This window comes from Microbulbifer mangrovi, from assembly GCF_002009015.1.
In the GTDB taxonomy this organism is placed as follows: Bacteria; Pseudomonadota; Gammaproteobacteria; order Pseudomonadales; family Cellvibrionaceae; genus Microbulbifer; species Microbulbifer mangrovi.
In genome coordinates this window covers 1-21,389 of sequence record NZ_LZDE01000295.1, presented here as the reverse complement: position 1 = coordinate 21,389, position 21,389 = coordinate 1, and the positions used below count along the sequence as shown (strand labels likewise).

General features: G+C 56.3%; 21 protein-coding genes. 11 read left to right on the top strand and 10 right to left on the bottom strand.

All coding sequences use genetic code 11. From position 1 onward, the window contains the following. Positions 1 to 199: 199 nt before the first annotated feature. Complete coding sequence (gene mltF / locus B4U49_RS08190; protein WP_078084092.1) at positions 200 to 1,675, top strand: membrane-bound lytic murein transglycosylase MltF; 1,476 nt, start codon at positions 200 to 202, stop codon at positions 1,673 to 1,675. Between the two features lie 67 nt (positions 1,676 to 1,742). On the opposite strand, the gene B4U49_RS08185 is transcribed toward mltF, so the two are convergent. Beyond that, the gene (locus B4U49_RS08185; protein WP_239692519.1) at positions 1,743 to 3,608 is read right to left on the bottom strand and encodes an RICIN domain-containing protein; all 1,866 of its coding nucleotides are present in this window, start codon (positions 3,606 to 3,608) and stop codon (positions 1,743 to 1,745) included. Between the two features lie 431 nt (positions 3,609 to 4,039). Between B4U49_RS08185 and B4U49_RS08180 the strand changes: the two genes are divergently transcribed. Together B4U49_RS08180 and B4U49_RS08175 are read left to right on the top strand one after the other, a co-directional pair. After that, positions 4,040 to 4,525, top strand: a complete 486-nt coding sequence (locus B4U49_RS08180) for a hypothetical protein (protein ID WP_078084090.1) — start codon at positions 4,040 to 4,042, stop codon at positions 4,523 to 4,525. Positions 4,526 to 4,554: 29 nt separating this feature from the next. Beyond that, on the top strand, positions 4,555 to 4,836 hold the full coding sequence (locus B4U49_RS08175; RefSeq protein WP_078084089.1) for a PepSY domain-containing protein: 282 nt from the start codon (positions 4,555 to 4,557) through the stop codon (positions 4,834 to 4,836). A gap of 150 nt (positions 4,837 to 4,986) precedes the next feature. On the opposite strand, the gene B4U49_RS08170 is transcribed toward B4U49_RS08175, so the two are convergent. Next, positions 4,987 to 5,433, bottom strand: coding sequence for a DUF6702 family protein (locus tag B4U49_RS08170; protein WP_239692518.1), 447 nt, complete (start codon positions 5,431 to 5,433; stop codon positions 4,987 to 4,989). Positions 5,434 to 5,601: 168 nt separating this feature from the next. Next, positions 5,602 to 7,965, bottom strand: a complete 2,364-nt coding sequence (locus B4U49_RS08165) for a M1 family metallopeptidase (RefSeq protein WP_078084087.1) — start codon at positions 7,963 to 7,965, stop codon at positions 5,602 to 5,604. A 220-nt stretch (positions 7,966 to 8,185) separates the two neighbouring features. Between B4U49_RS08165 and B4U49_RS08160 the strand changes: the two genes are divergently transcribed. Then, a complete protein-coding gene (locus B4U49_RS08160; protein ID WP_078084086.1) occupies positions 8,186 to 8,599 on the top strand; it encodes a hypothetical protein in 414 nt (137 codons plus the stop codon). An 8-nt stretch (positions 8,600 to 8,607) separates the two neighbouring features. Here the strand turns inward: B4U49_RS08160 and B4U49_RS08155 are convergent, their stop codons facing one another. Both B4U49_RS08155 and B4U49_RS08150 read right to left on the bottom strand, forming a co-directional pair. After that, the gene (locus B4U49_RS08155) at positions 8,608 to 9,663 is read right to left on the bottom strand and encodes a peptidase M42 (RefSeq protein ID WP_078084085.1); all 1,056 of its coding nucleotides are present in this window, start codon (positions 9,661 to 9,663) and stop codon (positions 8,608 to 8,610) included. 118 nt (positions 9,664 to 9,781) lie between these two features. Continuing rightward, positions 9,782 to 10,822 (bottom strand): alpha/beta hydrolase, encoded by a 1,041-nt coding sequence (locus tag B4U49_RS08150; protein ID WP_078084084.1) that lies wholly within the window; start codon positions 10,820 to 10,822, stop codon positions 9,782 to 9,784. 536 nt (positions 10,823 to 11,358) lie between these two features. Here B4U49_RS08150 and cydP point away from each other — a divergent pair. The 5 genes from cydP to B4U49_RS08125 are packed head-to-tail and all read left to right on the top strand — an operon-like array spanning position 11,359 to position 14,768. Further along, on the top strand, positions 11,359 to 11,589 hold the full coding sequence (gene cydP / locus B4U49_RS08145; protein ID WP_078084083.1) for a cytochrome oxidase putative small subunit CydP: 231 nt from the start codon (positions 11,359 to 11,361) through the stop codon (positions 11,587 to 11,589). Continuing rightward, positions 11,590 to 13,164 carry a cytochrome ubiquinol oxidase subunit I gene (locus B4U49_RS08140; protein WP_078084082.1) on the top strand — a complete coding sequence of 525 codons (1,575 nt, stop codon included), beginning with the start codon at positions 11,590 to 11,592 and terminating at the stop codon, positions 13,162 to 13,164. Between the two features lie 19 nt (positions 13,165 to 13,183). Continuing rightward, entirely contained in the window at positions 13,184 to 14,317 is a 1,134-nt protein-coding gene (gene cydB / locus B4U49_RS08135) for a cytochrome d ubiquinol oxidase subunit II (protein ID WP_078084081.1), read from the top strand. A gap of 16 nt (positions 14,318 to 14,333) precedes the next feature. Then, a complete protein-coding gene (gene cydX, locus B4U49_RS08130; protein ID WP_078084080.1) occupies positions 14,334 to 14,453 on the top strand; it encodes a cytochrome bd-I oxidase subunit CydX in 120 nt (39 codons plus the stop codon). Between the two features lie 57 nt (positions 14,454 to 14,510). Then, positions 14,511 to 14,768 carry a hypothetical protein gene (locus B4U49_RS08125; RefSeq protein ID WP_078084079.1) on the top strand — a complete coding sequence of 86 codons (258 nt, stop codon included), beginning with the start codon at positions 14,511 to 14,513 and terminating at the stop codon, positions 14,766 to 14,768. Positions 14,769 to 14,804: 36 nt separating this feature from the next. On the opposite strand, the gene nhaA is transcribed toward B4U49_RS08125, so the two are convergent. Next, positions 14,805 to 16,289: a Na+/H+ antiporter NhaA gene (gene nhaA, locus B4U49_RS08120; protein WP_078084078.1), complete on the bottom strand. Its 1,485-nt coding sequence runs from the start codon at positions 16,287 to 16,289 to the stop codon at positions 14,805 to 14,807. Positions 16,290 to 16,429: 140 nt separating this feature from the next. Between nhaA and B4U49_RS08115 the strand changes: the two genes are divergently transcribed. Continuing rightward, a complete protein-coding gene (locus B4U49_RS08115; RefSeq protein WP_078084077.1) occupies positions 16,430 to 17,188 on the top strand; it encodes a TlyA family RNA methyltransferase in 759 nt (252 codons plus the stop codon). Between the two features lie 63 nt (positions 17,189 to 17,251). Here B4U49_RS08115 and B4U49_RS08110 read toward each other — a convergent pair whose 3' ends face one another. Both B4U49_RS08110 and B4U49_RS08105 read right to left on the bottom strand, forming a co-directional pair. Further along, complete coding sequence (locus B4U49_RS08110) at positions 17,252 to 17,482, bottom strand: DUF1272 domain-containing protein (RefSeq protein WP_078084076.1); 231 nt, start codon at positions 17,480 to 17,482, stop codon at positions 17,252 to 17,254. 135 nt (positions 17,483 to 17,617) lie between these two features. Further along, entirely contained in the window at positions 17,618 to 17,962 is a 345-nt protein-coding gene (locus B4U49_RS08105; RefSeq protein WP_078084075.1) for a 4a-hydroxytetrahydrobiopterin dehydratase, read from the bottom strand. Positions 17,963 to 18,178: 216 nt separating this feature from the next. Between B4U49_RS08105 and B4U49_RS08100 the strand changes: the two genes are divergently transcribed. Continuing rightward, positions 18,179 to 20,041 (top strand): DUF885 domain-containing protein, encoded by a 1,863-nt coding sequence (locus tag B4U49_RS08100; protein WP_239692517.1) that lies wholly within the window; start codon positions 18,179 to 18,181, stop codon positions 20,039 to 20,041. 65 nt (positions 20,042 to 20,106) lie between these two features. Here the strand turns inward: B4U49_RS08100 and B4U49_RS08095 are convergent, their stop codons facing one another. Together B4U49_RS08095 and B4U49_RS08090 are read right to left on the bottom strand one after the other, a co-directional pair. Next, positions 20,107 to 20,520, bottom strand: coding sequence for a hypothetical protein (locus tag B4U49_RS08095; RefSeq protein ID WP_078084073.1), 414 nt, complete (start codon positions 20,518 to 20,520; stop codon positions 20,107 to 20,109). 102 nt (positions 20,521 to 20,622) lie between these two features. Continuing rightward, positions 20,623 to 21,327, bottom strand: a complete 705-nt coding sequence (locus B4U49_RS08090) for a CPBP family intramembrane glutamic endopeptidase (RefSeq protein WP_078084072.1) — start codon at positions 21,325 to 21,327, stop codon at positions 20,623 to 20,625. Positions 21,328 to 21,389 lie beyond the last annotated feature (62 nt).

Below are 21,389 nucleotides of genomic sequence, written 5' to 3'. Positions count from 1 at the left end.
TCAGCGCGCAGGGGTTTGGGGTAAAATTGCCGCGCTTTTGACCCAAGCCTGCGCAAATAATAGACAGCAGGCTTTACGCGCGGGTGGCAACGGAGCCGCCGCTCGCAGGAAATGGTGCTCTGAACGGGCAGATGGCCCCGGGTTTACTTGACCCAGAGCACTCAAAATAAAGCAAAGAATGGATTCGAGGGGAAAACCTATGATCATGAAAAGCCGACTGTTGCGATACAGCCGCCGCCTGCTCAAGGGGGCGGCACTGGCCTGTTGTGCTTCTTTATTGGTCGCCAGCAAGGCACCTAGCCTGCTGGAGCAGGTAAAGACTTCCGGCAAACTGGTGGTGCTCTCTCAAAATGGCCCCACCACCTACTACGAAGATGCCAACGGCAACTACACCGGCTTCGAGTACGGCATGCTGCGGGCGTTCGCGCGGGAACTCGGGGTTAAGCTCGAGATCCGGGATGTCCACGACCTGAGCCACCTGTTCAGTGAACTTGAAAACCCGGAATCCGCTGCGCACCTGGCTGCAGCCGGTCTTACTGTCACCCCCGAACGCCGCCAGCAGGTGCGCTTCGCCCCCTCCTATTTCGAAATTCGCCAGCAGGTGATTTACCGCCTGGGCGAATCGCGCCCGCGCAGTGTGGCCGACCTGGCCGGCAAGAACATTGCCGTCATCGCCGGCAGTGCCCACGCCGAACAGCTGCGCAAGCTCTCTCGCCGTTATGAAGACATCTCCTGGGAAGAGATTTCCGATGTCGACGCCATGGAGCTGGTGGAGATGGTCAACGAGGGCAAGTACCACTATGCCATTGTCGACTCCAACGCCTATGCGGTACACCGCGGCCTGTACCCGAACACCCATATCGCGTTCAACCTGACCCAGTTCCAGCCGGTTTCCTGGGCCTTCCCCAAGGGGGATGACGACACCCTGTACCGCGCCGCACGGAACTTCATGCTGCGGGCAAACACCAGCGGTATGGTGGCGGAACTCCGCGAACTGTACTTCGGTCATGTGAGCAAAATGAATTTGGGCGGAGCCCAGACTTTCGCCCAGCTCACACGCGATCGCCTGCCCAAATGGCGCGACGAACTCGAGAAAGCCGCGGACAAATACGAATTGAACTGGGAGCTGCTGGCGGCCCTGAGCTATCAGGAATCCCACTGGAACCCGCGAGCCAAATCCCCCACCGGGGTGCGTGGCCTGATGATGCTGACCCGCGCCACCGCCCGGGAAATGGGCGTCAACCGTCTCGACCCGATCGAGAGTATCGACGGCGGCACCCGCTACTTCCTGCAGGTGCGCGAGAAGATGCCGGAGCGTATCCGCGAGCCAGATCGCACCTGGATGGCGCTGGCAGCCTACAACATCGGCTACGGCCACCTGGAAGATGCCCGCGTCCTAACCCAGAAACTGGGCGGTAACCCGGACCGCTGGCAGGACGTGCGCGATCATTTGCCACTGCTGGCCAAGCGACAGTATTACAAGCACCTGAAACACGGCTATGCACGTGGCTGGGAGCCGGTCACCTATGTGCAGAATATCCGCCACTACCAGGCGCTGCTGACCTGGACCAGCAGAATCGAAGAACAGCGCCTGGCTGCAGCCGCCGCCAACGACGATGGCGAAGCGCTCGCAGACGCACCGGTTGCCGAGAGCGGGTCTGTCCCGGCACTGTAACTTCCCCTTTCCCCAAAAAAACAGGCGGCCGAGGCCGCCTGTTTTCGTTTATCTGAACACGCTCAGATCAATTGGATTTGATGCCCCACACCGCAGTGCCGTCATCGGACAACGCAGTGAAAGTCACTTCATAACGGCTGCGCACCTGATTCCACTGTTTGGAAACCACACCCTGATAACTGGTGCCGCTCAATGTCACGGTCATTGCACGGGTGACTTCGTTATATACCCAGGTACCTGATTGGGCACCACTGATGCTTCCGCCGGCATTCAACTGGATATTGCTTGATCCCTTGATACTGGCCGTGATGTCCTTGCCATGATTGACTAGCTGATAAGTGCCGGGAATCTCACTGGCATAAACCGCCTCCAGTTGCTCGCGAGTACGGCCCGAATTGCTGCTATCCACCTTCTGTGCGTAGCGCAACGGTGAAACCACTGGCCAGCCAGCCTGGTTGATAAAGAACTCGTGTACACGCACCTCATGCTCCTCACCGCGGTTGGGGAAGCGGGTGTGGAAGAACACGAAGTACTGGCCGGTATCGTCCTTGCGGTAGGCAGAGTTGTGGCCGGGAGATACATAGCCCAACTGATTGTTGCTGTTGGCAAACAGGTAATTGCCCATTAGCTTGACGCCGTGCGGTGCAATGCTCGCATCGTCAAAGATGGTACCCGGCGCGCCTTTGACGTCGGCCATATTGGTGCCATTGGCATCGTAATAGGGGCCGTCCGGGCTGGTCGCACGAGAAACGCGGATATTGTAACCACCGTCAGAAGCCAGGCCGCCGTAACTGACAAACATGTAGTAGTAGCCGGTTTCCGGCGCGTAGATGGTATAAGCCGCCTCGATCCGTGAGTGGTTGCCGCCCAACAGGTGTTTGCCGTAGCCCTGCCCCGGGTACGGGAATCCGGTGTTGGGGTCCAGCTCCATAATGAAAATACCGCCGGAATAGGAGCCGTAGGTCATCCACAGACGGTTGTCGGCACCGCGGAACACCACCGGATCAACTACATTCGGATGTACGGTCGCATCGTAAATGGCACCGTCCTCACTGGGCTCGCCCCACATACCGGACTTCAGGAAAATCCCCTGATCACTATAGGGCCCCTCGATATTCGAGGAGGTCGCGATCCCCATGGCGGAACGCGGAGAATCACCGCGGCAGGCGTTGTAGAACATCAGGTACTGCCCATTCAACTGGATCACATCCGGCGCCCACAATGTACTGGTTTGGGCCCAGCTCAGGGCCTCAGATAGTTCACTGGTCACATCGTTGAACAGCGGGTTACTCGGGTATACCCCGTCGGCCACGCGTTCCCAACTGGTAAGGTAGCCGGAGCGCGCCGCGCTCAGGTGTGAACCGAATACGTAGTACTGGTTATCGGCGCGGATCACCGAGGGGTCATGTACCGCGATATTGTCAAAGCGCGGACTGGAGTAGCTGATGGATTCCGGCGCGCTACGCGCGAGCTGATTCAGCGACCACAACTGGGCATCACCACCCCACCAGGACCACTGGCCAATATTAGCGCCATCACTGGTGTCCCAGCCGAGTAGATCCAGCGCCTTGCCGGAATGTTTGTTGATGAATGAATAGTAACCACTGCCCTGATCGGTAATGGTCCAGATCTGGCTGGCACCCCCCCAGTAGGTCCACTGGGCAATATTGGCGCCGTCCGCGGTATCAAACCCGTACACTTCCATGGCCCGACCGCTGTGGGCGTTGATTACGGAATAGTCGTTACCGCTGATATGGGTGATGACCCAGTGCTGGGTTGGGTGACCGTTACCCGGCCACTGATTGATGTTGGCACCATCACTGGTATCGCCGTTGCCGACTTCAACCAGCTTGCCGCTGTACTTGGAAACAATGGTATAGGTGCCGTTTTCGATGGCCGCGCTGGCCGCGGTACTCAGGCAAAAGACGGCCACGAGCGAGCACGCTCGCCAGAGGGTTCTAATTGACATAACTGCCTCATCATCTGTTTTTATTATTCAGGCCAGACAGCTTGCCGCGCGAACGACACTTGACCACTTGGATGCCAGGTGGGTACTGCGAAGAAATTCATCCCAGGGATGGCGCTTTTATTGTTTTAGTCGCCGCACACGCCGGTCTCTCAGGCCGGGGCCAATGCGGACGCGCACTTTTATAATACAATAGTAATTAAAGCGCAAACGTCCCCAGCATACCCGCTCACAAGTGCGACTCATCGCACAGATCACCCCACCGCCAGAGACACTGCCACAGGGTTCTGATATCACGTTCTCCTCCACTTACCGTGCAAGTCGCGAAATCCGCCCTATGCTTATTCCCAGTGGCCGATCAATTCCGCGCCACCAGAAGAACTTCAAGAGGAGCATTTATGTTTCGTCCTTTTCTGATCGCAGCTCTACTGACGTCTTTTACCATCGCCGGCTGTAGCCGCCAGTCCGACACCAATGACCCGGACAAGGCACCAGAAACCGAAACCGAGGTGATGGAAGAAATCACTGTGGATGAGCCCGCAGATGACAGCACCTCGACCCCAGATAGCGACAGCACCGGTAACACTTCAACGGACAGCACCAGCGACTCTGGCACCGGAGAAAGTAGCTCCGGGGAGAGCCCCAACAGTGAGGGTCAGCTGATCTGTAATGCCGAGTGGTTCGAGTGGGTGAACGGGCAACTGGTGGAGAAGTACGGAGAAGCCATCGCCGAACAATATCCGGAAGGCTTGCCCTCCGTAGGCAGCCAGGAATGGTTTATGGCCGCGGATAAACTTACCGGTGGCGACGGCGCCCACGGTCCGGACGGTGGCAGCGATGAGTGGTGCTTTATGATGCAACAGCGCCTGGGTACCGGCGACTGATCCGCTGCGCATTACGGAGTAAACCTTGAATGAAACACATCAAAAATTCACTCCTCGCCGTAACCCTCGGCAGTATTGCCGCGGTCGCCGCAACCCAGGCCAGTGAGGGCGATGAAATGCCGCCGCCTGGCGCCATGGCTCTCTCCGCTATCGTTACCAAGCTGGAGCAACAGGGCTATGTGCCAGTAGTGGACGTATCCCTGGATAACGGGCGCTGGGAAGTAGAAGCGTACAAAGAAGGCAAGAAGTGGGATCTGGAGGTGGATCCCAATAGCGGCGAGATCCTTGAGGTTAAACAGGACGAGCGCTGATCTCCAATCGCGGCTACTGAAAGGTCTGCAACCGCTGTTGGGCTCTGGCCTGTTCGTCAGCCACCCGGAGCGCAACCAACACTACCGCAGAGGTGTCCGCTCCGGTGAGGGGCAGGCCCTTGCGGTGGTGCGTCCAAAAAACCGTTGCGGTTAAAGACGGATTTCCACCGCACTGGCACCCGGCTTCAACGTGAAGCTCTCGGTCTTGCCATCGCGGGTAAGATTCAGGGTATTTACCTGATCGCCCTCGATCTCCATCAACATGGATTGACGCACGACAAACGCCTTACCCTGCACCGCTTCAAGCGGAACTTCCTGGTAAACCCAGACATCGTGCACATCGGACTCCATCCCCACCCAACTGGGCTTCACCAGCTGCCCCGACTCAGACTTCAGCTGAAAATGCTGATTCACATAAGCCTCCATCTGCTTCTGCGCATCCTTCATTTCCTTGCCTGCACTCAGCGATAGCGCGCGCTCCACATCCGCCACAAAAAAGCGGTGGGAGATTTCCAGGGATTGGGTGCGCTCGTTGACGGACAGCTCGGTAATACCGAAATGGTAGCGGTGCGCGTGGGCCTGTGAGGCCAACGTCATAACCAGAACCATAAAACAATATACGAAAGACTTAGGCATCATGAATCGCATGGGGAATCCAGTGTGAAGATTTAAAAGAAGTGTAAGAAAACTTGGCAGGCAACCCTAGAAACCCGGTAGCGCTACCGCCACCGAAATAAATCGAATGGCGATGCGCTAAAAGGGCTATCAGTCTTCTTTGAGCTCCTCGTCCCAATCCTTCATCAGGTTGCGGGACTTCTCATCCTTGAACAGCTCCAGACGCGACTTGATGATACGACGCGGGTAGTAGTTGTTCTCTACATCGGTATCCGCTGTCTCCCAGTGCGGATCCAGAGTGACAGACTTCAGGATCTTGTCCTTGCCACGCACCAGCATCTTGGAAGTTTTCTGCGCATTCCGCGTCCAGATTTCCGCCGGAATACGCAGCTCCTCACTGGAACCGTCCTCGTAATCCAGCTGCAGGAACAGCGGCATCACCAGACCACCGATATTGCTGAAATTGAGCACGTATACATTGCTCTCCACCTTCAGCAAATTCTTCTCCCAGTCCTCAAGACCTTCAAGCATGCCCTGGTAGCTGTTGCGATCCGCATTGGATACATCGAACTCATCATGCTCGTTGTAGAAGTCGGACAACTCCGGCTTGCCATCCACAATTCGGGTCATACGCTGTGTGCGGTTTTTCTGTACGGTTACCGTCTCCGGCTCCTGCTCAAACTGCTCGCGCTTCCACGGGCCTTCGATATCCGGATTCTTGGTACCCACGGTGTAGTGCTTCACCGCATCCAGGCTGATATCCACATGGTCGGTGGTGTAGAACCAACCGCGCCAGAACCAGTCCAGATCCATACCGGAAGCATCTTCCATGGTGCGGAAGAAATCTGCCGGCATCGGGCGCTTGAACTTCCAGCGCTGGGCGTACTCGCGGAATGCAAAGTCAAACAACTCGCGGCCCATAACGGATTCACGCAGGATATTCAGCGCCGTGGCCGGCTTGCCATAGGCGTTGTTGCCGAACTGCAGAATGGATTCCGAGTTGGTCATGATCGGAACCTGGTTCTCGCTCTTCATGTACTCGACAATCTTGCGCGCATCGCCGCGACGGGACGGGTACTTCTCTTCCCACTCCTGTTCCGCCAGGAACTGCACGTAAGTGTTCAGGCCTTCGTCCATCCAGGTCCACTGACGCTCGTCGGAATTGATGATCATCGGGTAATAGTTGTGGCCGACCTCGTGGATGATCACCGAGATCAGACCGTACTTGGTGCGGCGGGAATAGGTGCGCTTGCTGCGATCCTCTTCATCAATTTCCGGACGCGGACCATTGAAGGTGATCATCGGGTATTCCATACCACCCACCGGTCCATTCACGGAAATGGAAGTGGGGTACGGGTAATCAAAGCTGTAGCGGTTGTAGACATCCATGGTGTGGATGATCGCCTCGGTCGAGTACTTGTCCCACAGCGGGGTGCCCTCTTCCGGATAGAAAGACATAGCCAGGGTATCGGTGCCGCCTTTCTTGTAGCCCTGCGCATCCCACAGGAACTTGCGCGACGAAGCCCAGGCGAAGTCACGCACATTTTCCGCTTTAAACACCCAGGTCTTGCGGCCGCGCGCGCGGTCCTTCTCGTTTTCCAGCGCCTCTTCCTTGGTCACGATCATCACCGGCTTCTTCGCGGTGCGCGCTTTGTCCAGACGCTTGCGCTGCTCGCGGGTGAGTACGTCGGCAGGATTCTGCAGCACACCGGTGGAAGCCACGATATGATCCGCCGGCACTTCAATGGCCACACGGTAATCGCCAAATTCGAGTGCGAACTCACCGCGACCGAGGAACTGCTTGTTCTGCCAGCCACTCACGTCGTTATAGGCCGCCATACGCGGGAACCACTGGGCGATCTCGTACAGGTAGTTGCCATCGCGCTCGAAGAACTCGTAACCGGAACGGCCACCCAGCGCCTTCTGCTCGATGATGTTGTACTCCCAGTCCACGCGGAAGCTCACGCTCTCACCGGACTTCAGCGGCTGCGGCAGGTCGATGCGCATGCCGGTATCCACAATGGTGTGGCGCAGGTCGCGGCCCCGGGCATCGGCAACCTTGGTGATCTGGTAGCCACCGTCGAATTCCGCGGAAACCACTTCGCGGCGGAAGCTGCCGAATGGAATCGTGTCAGGAGCGATGGATTCAACATCTACCGGCGCCGCCAGGTTGCCCGAGGAGTTGGGTTTGAAGCGGTTCTGGTCCAGCTGCAGCCACAGGTAGCGCAGGGTATCCGGCGAGTTGTTCTTGTAGGTGATGGTTTCAGACGCAGTGATGCGCTGCTTGTCATCATCCAGGGAGACCTTGATGTCGTAATCCGCCTGCTGCTGCCAGTAGGCATGACCCGGCGCACCGGAGGCAGCGCGGTAGGTATTCGGGGTGGGCAGGAGCTCTTCCAGCTGGCGGAACTTGTCGCCGGTAACATTGAGCGGGTCAGCGGCGAGGACTGCAGTGCTGCCGGCGAAACCGAACAGAACTACGCCGACGCGACGAAAAAGGGAATGCAGAGTCATGATTGGCGCCATTTCTCACTTATAATGATAAATAGCGCGCCATTCTAGCAGTTCACGGGTGACCGGCGATTCCGTGGCGCCGGGGCCACCGCAGCCATGACTCCATTCACCGCATCTCCCTTTATTCCCATCGCAAGCGCTCCGACAGGACCAGAAATCCCTTGGAGATGGCAACCCCCCACCGTATCAATCCTCTGATAAAGGCAATTTGGGGAAAGCCATGCAGTTTGCCGCATCCGCACACCGTGTAAAACTGACCGCAGCAGCAACATTGTTCCTGCTAGTGGCAGCGGGCGCGCACGCCCAGCAGCCGGGGCCGTTCAGTGCCAACGATTTCCAATTCTCGGGACCATCGTCCGGTCAGATCCCGCCCCATCTTTACGGTCCGGACCTGGATGGCGGCACCCCGTCGGAAATCGCTCTCAGCGCCGGCGCGGTTAGGCTGCGCCTGCAGCGACTGGGGTTCCACTCCTTTTCCAATATGTATTTCCGCAATGGCTACTGGAATGTGGTCGCATACCACGGGCAGAAGAAACGCCAGCTCACCGTCCACCCGGAGTCTGGCAAATTGCGCTCGGACCGCCCCTACTGCAACAACCGCTGTAATCGCTATCAGGTCTCCGACGAGTTCTGAGACACAACTCAACTCTCGCTGGCGAGGGCAACCAGCAGCTCACTGAACGCACTGTTCGCAGCCAGCGAGGCGGATTCTTCCATGGTGTGGTAACCCGTCGTGGGAATCTGCAGCGTGGTGCCCTGCACAAAGCCCGAAGATGCGGCGACAATCCGCCCCAGCTCGGTACTGCCGAGGGACTGGGGCTCCTGGCCTTCCGCTTGCGCCTGCTGGTTCTGCGCCGCGATATATGCGTCCTTGTAGCCGTAGGAAATCCCCTTCGAATCACACAATGCCGCGAGACGCTCGGTAGTACCCCGGTGGAATTCCGCGTTGGCATCCCGACGTCGCAACACCACCTGCTGGGCGTCGGCACTGGTGCGGTCGGGATAAGGGCTGGTATCCACCACAATCAACCGTTCGGTGCCGCCATTGAAGCGGCGGAACCATTCCAGCAGATAGCGCCAGCTACTGCCGGACTCTTCTTGCGCAGTGAAAAACGCGGTGCCCTGAAATCCAAGGCTGTACAGGTGCACCAGGTGTGCCGCGGTCAGCACATTGTCCAGCTGCGCGCTCAGGATACCTCCGCTGAGCTTCAGCCGATCGGTGAACGCGACCGGGGTGCCGGCAACGACGTGCTCCAGACCGGCCACCTCAAAAATCAGGTTATTGCGGTAACTGCACACATAGGCCCGCCGGATTTCACCGGAACCAAAATAGGAACCCGACCAGGGCTCATAGGCAGTGACGGGGACCCCCTGAAACCGATCGACAATTTTCGTCATCAGCTTTTCCGATACGGAGTTACCCAGCAGGTCCGAGCGGCGACCGGAAACAAAGGCAGCGTACTGGAACTCGTTGGGCCCCGTGCAAATCAGACCATGCCGATCAATGTGTGCAGAGAACTTGGCACTGTGGGGACGCTGCCCCTGGGCAACCAGCAACCCTTCATACCAGGTAACCTGTGCCCCACGCTCCTCCAGCTCCCGTTGCAGCACCCGGAAAAACGAGTGCTCGGCACCCACCACACTGGGGCTGCGAACGAGTAATTTGAGAAGATCGATAAACTGTTCGGACTGTTGCATTGGCCACGGACTCCACGCGATCACGAGAGAGAAGATTCACGCACTGGCCCCGTGAGACCAGCAGCGATTCGCGCGAGTATATCCAGCAAAATCGACCGGTTGCGACAGTTATTTGCGGCTATTTCAGGGTCCGCTGCAAGAAAGCCGCCACCTTTTCCGCGGAGGGGGTGAACCAGGGTTCAAACAGCCAGTATGGATGCGGAGAATCGTCGTGGGTCATCACCTCGGTGGGGATGCCGGCGGAGGAAAGTTTTTCTATATAGGCATCGCGTCCGGCATGGAAACGCGGCCGGCTGCTGTTAATAAATAGCGTGGGGGGCGAACCCGCACCGGCATATTCCAGTGGCGAGGCCTGTCGCCACAACGCAGGCACGTCTTGGTAGCGCCCGCCAAACCAGGCGCCCGCCGCGGAGGGGTTTTTGTGTGGCGCATTTTCATGTTTCAGCGCCATTGGCGTAGTGAAGCTCACGATACCATCCAGGTTGACGATCGCCTGGATCCCGTCCTGGCCGCGAGACCCGACAGTTTCAAATGCAGCCAACCCCGGGGTCACCCCCACCAGAGTCGCCATCTGGGCGCCGGAGGAGGCTCCTAAAATAGCAATGCGCTGCGGGTCTATGCTGTATTCGTCGGCATGGTTGCGCAGCCACCCCAGCGCGGCTTTGACATCCCGTACTCCCGCCGGGTAATGGGCCTCCAGAGAAAGCCTGTACTCCACCGTGGCCGTCACGAAACCGCGGTTCGCGAGATAGATCGCCATGGGTTCCTGTAACGTTCGATTGCCCGAGCGCCAGCCACCGCCGTGCACCAGTAAAACCGCCGGACGCCGCTCGCCCGCCCCGGCAGACTCGGAACGGAAAATATCCAGACGCAGGGCGCGTTCGCCCAGCTGACGATAGACCAGATCCCTCTGTACCACCGTGGACGCATTGGGTGCCACGCTGGCAATACTGATCTGGGGATAGTCCTTACGGGCCTTTTCAAACGCGGCGTGAACATTGAATGAATCATCCACCGGGAAACTGGCGGACGAGCGTGCGGAAGATGGCACCAGCAGCAAAATCAGTGTCAGCGTAACGACCGGCAGCGCAAACCAGCAAAATGCCTTTTTCCAGTGCAGGGGATTACCAGCGCGATGGTGATGAATCGGTTGCATCATATTCACTCCTACCCGCGTCCTTCTCTTTATTGCTTTTGAAATAGGATGCCTGCCCCGGCAGCGATCAGCCGGTACACCAACTCGAAAAACTCGACCGGTTTGGACTTACCAGTTTCCCGAAGAAACTGATACTAACACAGCGACAGTGAACTACTACGGGGTTTTCAACCGCCATAATTGGTAATACCATAGCCGGCAAGACCTTTATTTCGACCTGCCAATAATCAACAAAAATCAAGAAATACAGAGGCACCCATGGAGTACCGTCCCCAGAATCTCGCACTGATCCTGCTCAGCAACTTCGGCTTGCTACTGCTCGTATGCAGCCTACTACCCGCGTAAATACGGACCAAACGTCTATCGCTATAGCCGGCATCCCGCGGACCTAAGCACCGCGTCACACAGCCATTCAAGGTCAGGCGCGCCAGTTCCCGGCTTTCTGCGCCAAAAAGCCATCCTCACCCGCCACTTTCGGGTACCGCTGCTAATATTGAGCCGCGCGGCGCCTTATTTGTGGCAAACCAGACGGGAACACCATGACGCTTTCCGACCGTCGCCTGTTGATCGAACTCGGCGCGGTTCTGGTCATCAAGCTAATTCTGATCACCCTGATCAAAATCTATTTTTTCTCTCCGTCCCCGGAGCATACAGTGCCCGATCCGGCTCGCTTTTTCCCTGAAGCCAGGGCCGACATTGAACCCGACGATAAAAAATCTGTGCCAGTCTCGCACTCCGCCGAATCAGGTCACCAGGACAAGGAGCGTTAAGTGATCGATGAAACCGTAGTGGACCTGTCCCGCTTGCAGTTCGCACTGACAGCCCTGTACCACTTTCTGTTCGTGCCGCTAACGCTTGGCCTGTCGTTTATTCTCGCGATTATGGAGTCCTGCTATGTTCTGACGGGCAAGGCCATTTACAAGGATATGACCAAGTTCTGGGGCAAACTGTTCGGGATCAACTTCGCCCTGGGAGTCACCACCGGCCTGACAATGGAGTTCCAGTTCGGAACCAACTGGAGCTACTACTCCCACTACGTGGGTGATATTTTTGGCGTGCCCCTGGCCATCGAAGGTTTGATGGCGTTTTTTCTAGAGTCGACGTTTATCGGCCTGTTCTTTTTTGGCTGGGACAGGCTGACCAAGGTGCAACACCTGACCTGCACCTGGCTGGTGGCCATCGGCTCCAACTTGTCGGCGTTGTGGATCCTGATTGCCAATGGCTGGATGCAGTATCCGATCGGCGCGGAATTCAATTTCGAAACCATGCGCATGGAACTCGCCAGCTTCAGCGATGTGCTGTTCAACCCGGTGGCACAGGTCAAGTTCGTGCACACGGTGGCCGCAGGTTACGTCACCGGTGCCATGTTTGTGCTCAGTGTGTCGTCCTACTACTTGTTACGGAAAAGGGATATTCCCTTCGCGCGGCGCTCTTTCGCCATCGCGTCCAGCTTTGGCCTGGCCTCGATTCTCTCAGTGATCGTGCTCGGGGATGAAAGCGGCTATACCGTCGGCGACATACAGAAGGTCAAGCTGGCAGCTATCGAGGCCGAGTGGGAAACCCAGGAGCCACCGGCCTCTTTTACCCTGATTGCATTCCCGAATCAGGAGGAAAAGAAAAACGATTTCCAGATCCAGATCCCCTGGGCGCTAGGACTGATTGCCACCCGCTCCCTAGACGAAAAAGTGACGGGCTTTGACCAAATCATCCCGGAGAATGAACAGCGCATCCGCCGGGGTATCCAGGCCTACGAATTGCTACAAAAGCTGCGCTCCGGGGACACCAGCCAGGAAACTCGCAATGCCTTTGCCGACCTGCAATACGACCTCGGCTATGGCCTGTTGCTGAAGCGCTATACAGAAAACATCACCGACGCGACCGAAGAACAGATCAAACAGGCGGCAGAACACTCCATTCCCCGCGTAGCCCCCCTGTTCTGGACTTTCCGGGTGATGGTTGGGGCCGGGTTTATCATGCTGTTCGTGTTTATCGCGGCGTTTATCCAGTCCGCCCGCCATCGCAGCGCCGGTAACCGCGCCGTGCTCTATGCCTGCCTGTGGTCCCTGCCGTTGCCGTGGATAGCCGCCGAGTGTGGCTGGATTGTTGCCGAATACGGCCGCCAGCCCTGGTCCATCGCCGAAGTACTTCCCACCTATATGTCCGCCTCCTCCATTACCCGCGGCGAAGTGCTCGGCAGCCTGACCGCCATCATCGCCTTCTACACCGCGCTGGCCGTGGCCGAGGTATACCTGATGCTGCGCTTTACCCGCCTCGGCCCCTCCAGCCTGGGGACCGGCAAATACCACTTTGAGCTGCCGGCAAACAAGCCGCAGGCCCAGGCCTGAACCGGAAAGGAGACGCGCTATGGATTACGAAACGCTGAAACTGATCTGGTGGGCACTGATCGGTGTGCTTCTGATTGGCTTTGCGCTCACCGACGGTTTCGATATGGGTGTGGGGATGCTGCTGCGGGTGATCGGGAAAACCGATATGGATCGGCGCATCATGATCAATACCGTGGGCCCCCACTGGGAGGGCAACCAGGTATGGTTCGTTACCGCAGGCGGCGCCATCTTTGCCGCCTGGCCCATGGTCTATGCCGCCGCTTTTTCCGGACTCTACGCCGCACTGATGATCACCCTGTGCGCCCTGTTCTTCCGGCCCGTAGGGTTTGATTACCGCTCCAAAATCGACGACCCGCGCTGGCGCAACCTGTGGGACTGGGGACTGACTATTGGCGGTGTCGTACCACCACTGATCTTCGGCGTGGCCTTCGGCAATCTGATGCTGGGGCTGCCGTTTGAACTGGACGACCTGCTGCGCCCCAGCTATCACGGGTCGTTCTGGATGCTGCTGCACCCCTTCGCCCTGATCTGCGGGCTGCTTTCCGTTGCCATGCTCGCTATGCATGGCGGCGCCTGGCTGCAATTGAAAACCCGCGGCCTGCTGCACGCGCGCGCGCAGCAGGCCACCCAGCTCTCTGCCCTCGCCGTCATCGGATTGTTTGTGCTGGCGGGGATCTGGTTACTGGTGGGAATCGATGGCATGCACATCGTGGACATCAAGCCCCTCGGGGACAAACTCAATCCGCTGGCGAAAACCGTGGCATACGGCAACGACGGCTGGCAGGCGAACTACAGCGCGCACCCACTACTGTGGGTGATTCCGCTGCTGGGAATATTGATGGCCGCCGCCACCTGGCTATTCGCACGTGCGGAAAGTGCGCTCGTGTTCCTGACAAGCTCCCTGACGGTAACCAGCGTGATTCTCACCGCAGGCATCGCCCTGTTTCCGTTCGTGATGCCCTCGTCCCGAGATCCAAATATGAGCCTCACGCTCTGGGACGCGACCTCCAGCGAGTTGACCCTCGGGCTAATGTTTGCTGCCGCAGTCATTTTCGTGCCGATCATTCTGCTCTACACCCTGTGGTGCTACCGCAAAATGTACGGCCGGGTGACCAGGGAATATATCGAAGAAAACTCCCACAGTAGCTACTGACTCAGGAGATACAGGTATGTGGTACTTCACATGGATTCTCGGCGTGCTGCTGGCCTGCCTGTTTGGCGTGGTCAATGCGCTGTGGCTGGAAGTCACCGAGAACATGGACAGAAACGAGACCGAATTTGAAGAGTAACCCCCGCGAGCCGCTGCCGACCGTTACATCAAACGGGACTGCGTTGCAGGCAACTCTATGAAAGCGCTCAGAATCACCACCTTCGTCACCTCGCTGCTGACCAGCCTGCTGCTCACATTCTGGCCGGTTTTGCTGTACAAAAATGGCCAGGCGCCGAGTACCGGGCAGACCAGCCTGATATTGGTGGGATTGTGTATGGGTGTGGTGTTCGGTTCGGGCATACTGAAAAATACCCCGCGCAGCTGGCAGCTGGCTTGCGCGGTGGTTGCATGGGCATCCCTGCTAACGATTGCCTGGCTCGCCCTGCCGGCCTGATCAGCGCAGTATTCAGGCCGGCGTTTTCACAGGAACTCAGGGCAACTTGCGCTGCTCCCCCTCATCCTTGTCTTTTGTCTCGCTGTGACCCGGCCTGATATCGGTTGTGGGGGAATCCAGGTGCCCTGCCTCGTCGCTCTGGGTCGACTCCTCGATCGGCGCCCTCCGCAGAATCAGGAACCCTGCCACTCCCGCGATCACCGAAGCCAACAGCACACCCGCCTTCGCCTGGATCAACATCTCGTTTTCCCCGGCAAATGCCAGCTCGGCAATAAAGATCGACATGGTGAAGCCGATCCCCCCCAGCAACGCCACGCCCACAATGTGGTGGAAAGTTGCCGATTTGGGCAGCTCACCCAATCCGAGCTTCCAGCCGATCCAGGTCGCGCCGGCAATCCCGATCAGCTTGCCGAATACGAGGCCACAGATGACACCCAGTGTCAGCGGATTCAGCACCGCAGACGCACTGGTGAAGCTATCGATCGGGATCCCCGCATTGGCGAGGGCAAAAATGGGCACCACGATAAATGCCACAGGGGTGTGCAAACGTGTCTCCATACGCTGCAGCGGCGATTGCACCAGATGGATACCGTTATCCAGTGCCGTCACCCGCGCACGCAAGGCGTCGTTGGCAATAATCTTGTCGCCAGGACGGAAACAGCGGTCAAAGCTGCGGATGATGTCTTTCACAAAGGTACTGAACGCCACCGGGTCATACTTGGGCCGCGCGGGAATGGCCATTGCGGTGATCACCCCGGCCAGGGTCGCGTGTACCCCGGTCACATAGAGCGCATACCACAGCAGTATCCCGACGAAGATATACCCGGCCGAACGACGTACACCGGCGAACTTCAGCAGCCACATCACAGCGACCAGCGCACAGGCCGCCATCAGCGCTGTGGTGTTCACGCTCTCCGTATACCAGACGGCGATCACCAGGATCGCGCCCAGGTCGTCCACAATGGCCAGAGCCACCAGGAATGTCACCACCGCGCGCGGTACTCGATTGCCGAGGATGGCGATACAGCCCACCGCAAACGCAATATCCGTGGCCATCGGAATACCCCAGCCACGCTCTGACGGTGTACCGCCATTCATCAGGTAAAAAATAAGCGCCGGCACGACCATACCACCGATAGCGGCCATGACCGGCAATACCGCGTGTTTCAATTCCGAGAGCTCGCCGACGAGGAACTCCCGCTTCAATTCCAGCCCCACCAACAGGAAGAAGATGGCCATCAGGCCGTCGTTGATCCAGTGATGGAAGCTCATCGACAGGGACCACTCACCGAAGTTGTAACTGACCGGCAGGTGGAGGATATGCTTGTACCATTCTTGCCACGGAGAGTTCGCGATCACCAGCGCAATGACCGCACACGCCATCAACAGCAGGCCACTGCTGCTCTGGCGATGGATAAACTCTTCAAATGGCGTGACGAGACGGCCGAATGCGTTCTCCAACGGGGCCTCAAAGACCTTGCCCTTGCGCACCCTGAATTTACTCAGCACATTTTTTGCCATCTAACGCCAACTCCTGTTATTCGGTTCCGGAATGATTGTGGATTCTATCTGAGACTTTTCCGTTTGAGGGGCAGAGGTTAGCATGGCAGCCGAATCTTCCTCCAATCCCGGTGCTCCCCATAATATAGTGAGTGCAGCGCATGATCCGTCTCGACCTCCTTCTCGTTCAGCAACAGCTTGCCAGTTCCAGAACCCACGCCCGCAAACTGATTGATGCCGGTCGAGTACTCCTGTCAGACGGACACAGCTGGCGCCCGGCCACCAAGGCCAGCCAGACGCTGAGTGAGGACACCCAAATCCAGGTCGAACCGCTGCCCGAGGACCAGTACGTGTCCCGTGCCGGCCTCAAGCTGGCGGGTATTCTCGACCATACCGGCCTCAACCCGGCCGGATGGCATGCACTGGACGTCGGCTGCTCCACCGGTGGCTTCAGCGACTGCCTGCTACAGCGAGGGGCCGAACTTGTGGTCGGCGTGGATGTGGGACACGACCAGCTGGCAGAATCCCTGCGTGAAAATCCCCGTATGTATTTGTTTGAGGGCCTCAACGCACGCCACCTCACCGCCGAGCAGATTGCCCCCTATGCAGATCACGGCTTCGATGCGGTGGTAATGGATGTCTCGTTTATTTCCCAGACACTGATACTGCCGCAGCTGCCAGCACTGATGAAAGCCGGCGGCCACCTGCTGAGCCTGGTCAAACCCCAGTTTGAAGTTGGCCCCGAGGGCCTGGGTAAAGGCGGGCTGGTACGTGACCCGGCCCTTTACCAGGGGGTCCAGGAAAAGATTTACGCGCTGTGCGAGGAACTGGATCTCGAAGTGCGTAGCTATATGGAAAGCCCCATCACCGGCGGCGACGGCAACAGGGAGTTTTTGCTGTGGGCACAGAAGGCGGCCTGATGCCTGCTGCTGGCAAATGCCACATACGTCGCACCAGTGGGGGAAGATCGGGCAGGAAAGAGGCTATGGAAGAATCGTTTCCAGCTTGGCCTTGAAACCGCCCTTGGCGACTTCTGTCGGAGAAGTGCGACGAACCGGGCGCAGAACCAGGCTCCCCTGGCAGTTGGGACACTCGTGCTTCAACTCTTCCGTACATTCGGGACAGAAAGTGCACTCATAGGAACAGATAAAGGCCTGGGCAGAAAGGCCGAGCTTTGCACTGCAGCGTTCGCAGGTGGCTTTCATCTTCAGCATTGTGATCCTTCTTAACTTACTCTTTGTACATCTTACGGATCTGGCGGCGTGTTCGGCCCACAGCAGCGAATGCCGCCGGGGCCAGACAAACTGCGAAGCAATGTTGAGCGAAGATGGCCCTAACTGCTTCGACGCTTACTCCGCGTCGAGCTGCTTGTCAGTACGCGCAGCCATAATGAAATCATTCTTGTGCAGGCCACCGGCCTCATGGCTCCACCAGGTCACGGTTACCTTGCCCCACTCGGTCAGCAGCGCGGGGTGATGACCCACTTCCTCGGCAATTTCGCCGACACGGTTGGTAAACGCCAGCGCCTGCTTGAAGTTGCGGAACTTGAACACTCGTTCAAGCTGCATCACGCCATCCCGGGCCAGCGGGGTCCAATCGGGGATCTCCCGCATCAGCTCGGCCAGTTCCTCATCTGAAACCAATGGCGCATCCGCCCTGCAGGCCTCACATGCCTGTGCTGCGAGTTCTGTCATACCAGACTCCTAAGACAAAAATACAAAATTGTTAGAATCGATTCGCGGCACTCGGCCACAAATTCGTGTTTTGCCACTTTAGCCGTCGCCTCAATGTGAAACAAGGCGACCTACATCACACAAAATAAATGTCGCATCAACGGATAACTATAAGTTGACTGTGCTAGTTTTTGAGCAGATTCCGTGAAAAATTCGAGACTGCTTATGAAACGCCTGATGACAGCCATACTTGTGACCGCCGCCCTGGCCGGATGTGGGGACAAAAGCGCACAACCTGCGCCCCCGGCCACCGACGACGGCAACGCCAACGGGCGATCCACAGGCGACGTGACTGCCAGCAGTAACCAGATCCAAAGCAAGTCCGGGAACAGGGATCAGCATAAACTCTCGACTGACGAACTGGAGTTCCAGCACCTGAGCAATCAGATGATCGAGCGTATGTGGCACCTGTTCCCCTCCTGGGCCATCAACAATGGTTACTACAAGGTAGCCGAGCGACTGGAGGCCCCGGATAAAAACTATCGCCAGAAAGTACTTAGCTTCGCGCGTAACTACCGCAACCAGTTCTCCCGATTTAAAGACAAGAACTTGAGCGAAAATGCGCGTACTGACCTGGCGCTGATCAACAACTTTCTCGACAAAACGATATGGGATCTGACGGTATTCAAGTCTCACGAATGGAATCCCGCCAACTATAACGTTTCTCACGGATTCGCCCTGATACTCAACACAGACTACGCCCCCCTGGATGACCGCCTGCGGGCCTTCAGTAATCGAATGCAGTTGGTGCCGGCATACTATGCCGCAGCGGAAAAGTCACTGCATAATCCGGCGTCGCCGCAACTGATACTGGGCATTCAGCAAAACGAAGGCGCACTGTCTGTATTCGGTGAAGACCTTGAGAAAAAAGTGGCAGAAAGCGGACTTTCCGAACAGGAAAAGGAAATGTTCCAGACTCGCCTCAGCGCTACGCGTACAGCGATTAAAGAGTATGTGACCCAGCTGCAGACCCTCCACGCCACGATGGAAAAGGTCGACAGCTTCCATGACTTCCGAATTGGCGAAAAGCTGTACGAAGAAAAATTTCGCTATGACATCCAGATAAGCATGACCGGGGCGGAACTCTACCAACTTGCGCTGCGGGAAAAAGACCGCTTGCACCTAAAAATGGATGATCTCGCTGACGAACTGTGGCCGAAATACTTTGCCGGTGAAAAACGCCCCGACGACATCCTGGAAAAAATTGCCAAGGTACTGGAAAAGCTCTCGCAACACCACGCCACCAAGGAAAACTTTAAAGCCGCGGTAGAGGAGCAAATCCCCGAGCTCGTCGCATTTGTCAATGAAAAAGACCTGCTGACACTGGACCCGGAAAAGCCGCTCGTGGTCCGCACCACCCCTCCCTATATGCGCGGCTTCGCGGTCGCCTCGATCAATGCACCAGGTCCCTACGATAAGGATGCGAATACATACTACAACGTAATGCCAGTAAACGAGCTACCGGACGACCGTGCAGAGAGCTTCCTGCGCGAATACAACACCTACCTGATGCAGATACTGAATATCCACGAGGCAATACCGGGACACTACACTCAGCTTATTTACGCCAACCAGTCCCCCAGTTTGATCAAGAATATCCTCGGCAATGGCGCCATGATCGAAGGGTGGGCGGTATACACCGAACGTATGATGCTGGAGGCGGGCTACGGTGATTTCTCACCAGAGTTGTGGATGATGTACTACAAGTGGAATCTGCGAACCGTGGTAAACACCCTCCTCGACTATTCGATTCAGGTCAAAGGCATCACCGAACAGCAGGCCATGGACCTGATGATGAAGCAGGCCTTCCAGCAGAAAACCGAAGCAATGGGAAAATGGCGTCGAGCAACACTGAGTCAGGTTCAGCTTACCAGCTACTTTGCAGGCTACATGGATATTATGGCACTAAGGGATGAGATAAAGGAGAAGCTCGGGGATCAATTTGATCTCAAACAGTTTCACGAAAAATTTCTGAGTTACGGTAATGCACCCGTTCCCGTCATCCGAGAACTGATGCTGGCTGAAATGAGGGAATCATAGATCCCCAGTGAAAAGCGGAAGTATTAAAACTCTATAGGGAAGACCGGTGCACCCTTCACAACCACTCAGGTAAGCTCGGCTTCCGCTTTATTTTCAAGCAGGAAACCAGACCCTATCATAGTGCCGGCAATTACCTGTAGTGGCACTGACACGACAAAAGCAACTTTAAACCAAGTTGGTAAACTGGCCAGCGGCGCCAAAGCGGCAAAAATATCAATACCCATACCAAACACACAAATTGCGCAGATAATTCCCCATGGAATTTTGCGGCAAATAGCGATTGCAACAATCGGGGCGAGCAGGCCTGCGAGGAAGGTTGTACTTAACATTGCAATTTTCTGAGCTGGTGTAACCGGGAGGTTACCTGGACCCCAGCTAACTCCTGCAAAGCCCCACAGCTTCGTGATTAAAAATTGAACCACGAAAACCGAGACCACAGCCGCGATGAAAACCAAGAAAAGAGAAACTGTTTTTTTCATGTGCTCTCCAATAGGCCTCTAGCAACAGGCGCCCTACTTTTTCGATATGGGGAAATTGGTATTAGACACCTCGCCTGATTGCCTTGGGTATCTGCTATCTTGTCAGCTTCTATTATTTGGCACATATATCGACCCATTTCTTGCGTAGTACGCAATTGCACCAGAATATACATCCATTAATATATGAGCAATAATCGCAATCAATATACTCTCAAAGTATAAATATACACCACATAAAATAGCGCCCATAACGGAAGTTTTAACAACATACCCCCAACCAAGGTATAGATGCCACAGTCCAAAAAGCAGACTACTCATAAAAACGGCAATCAACCAATGCACTTGCCCCTCAAGAAAGCTGTACAAATACCAACGGAAGATTAGCTCTTCGCATATACCCGCCGTAACAGAAAGAAGCAAAGTAAACAGCAAAAATTCTTTTCGTGTTTCTGGCAATAAGCCCAGCACGGAATCGCCAGCACTCTGAAACTGTCCCATCACCTGTTGTCGAACTTTCTCGCTGTTATAAATAGTCGCGACTACATATATCAGATACAAAATAAGGGTAGTGAATAGCAACAGCGAAGCGTAGATTTTCCAGATTGATTTAGGGAGAAAATTCGGATTATTAACGCTCAACGCCCCTTCATAGAATGAATATATTAAGAAAATAGTGATAGACCAGAGAACAACGGAAATCTTTATGTATTCGACACTCTTGCTCTTAGATTTAAATCTTTCCAGCAACACATCAACTACTGGCAGTAGTAACAATACAAATAACAAGGCCAGCTCTAATGATTCCATGCGAATTACTCTATTTTAAAGCTAACACCGTGACAGGGACGACCAATACTATGCACGTTTTG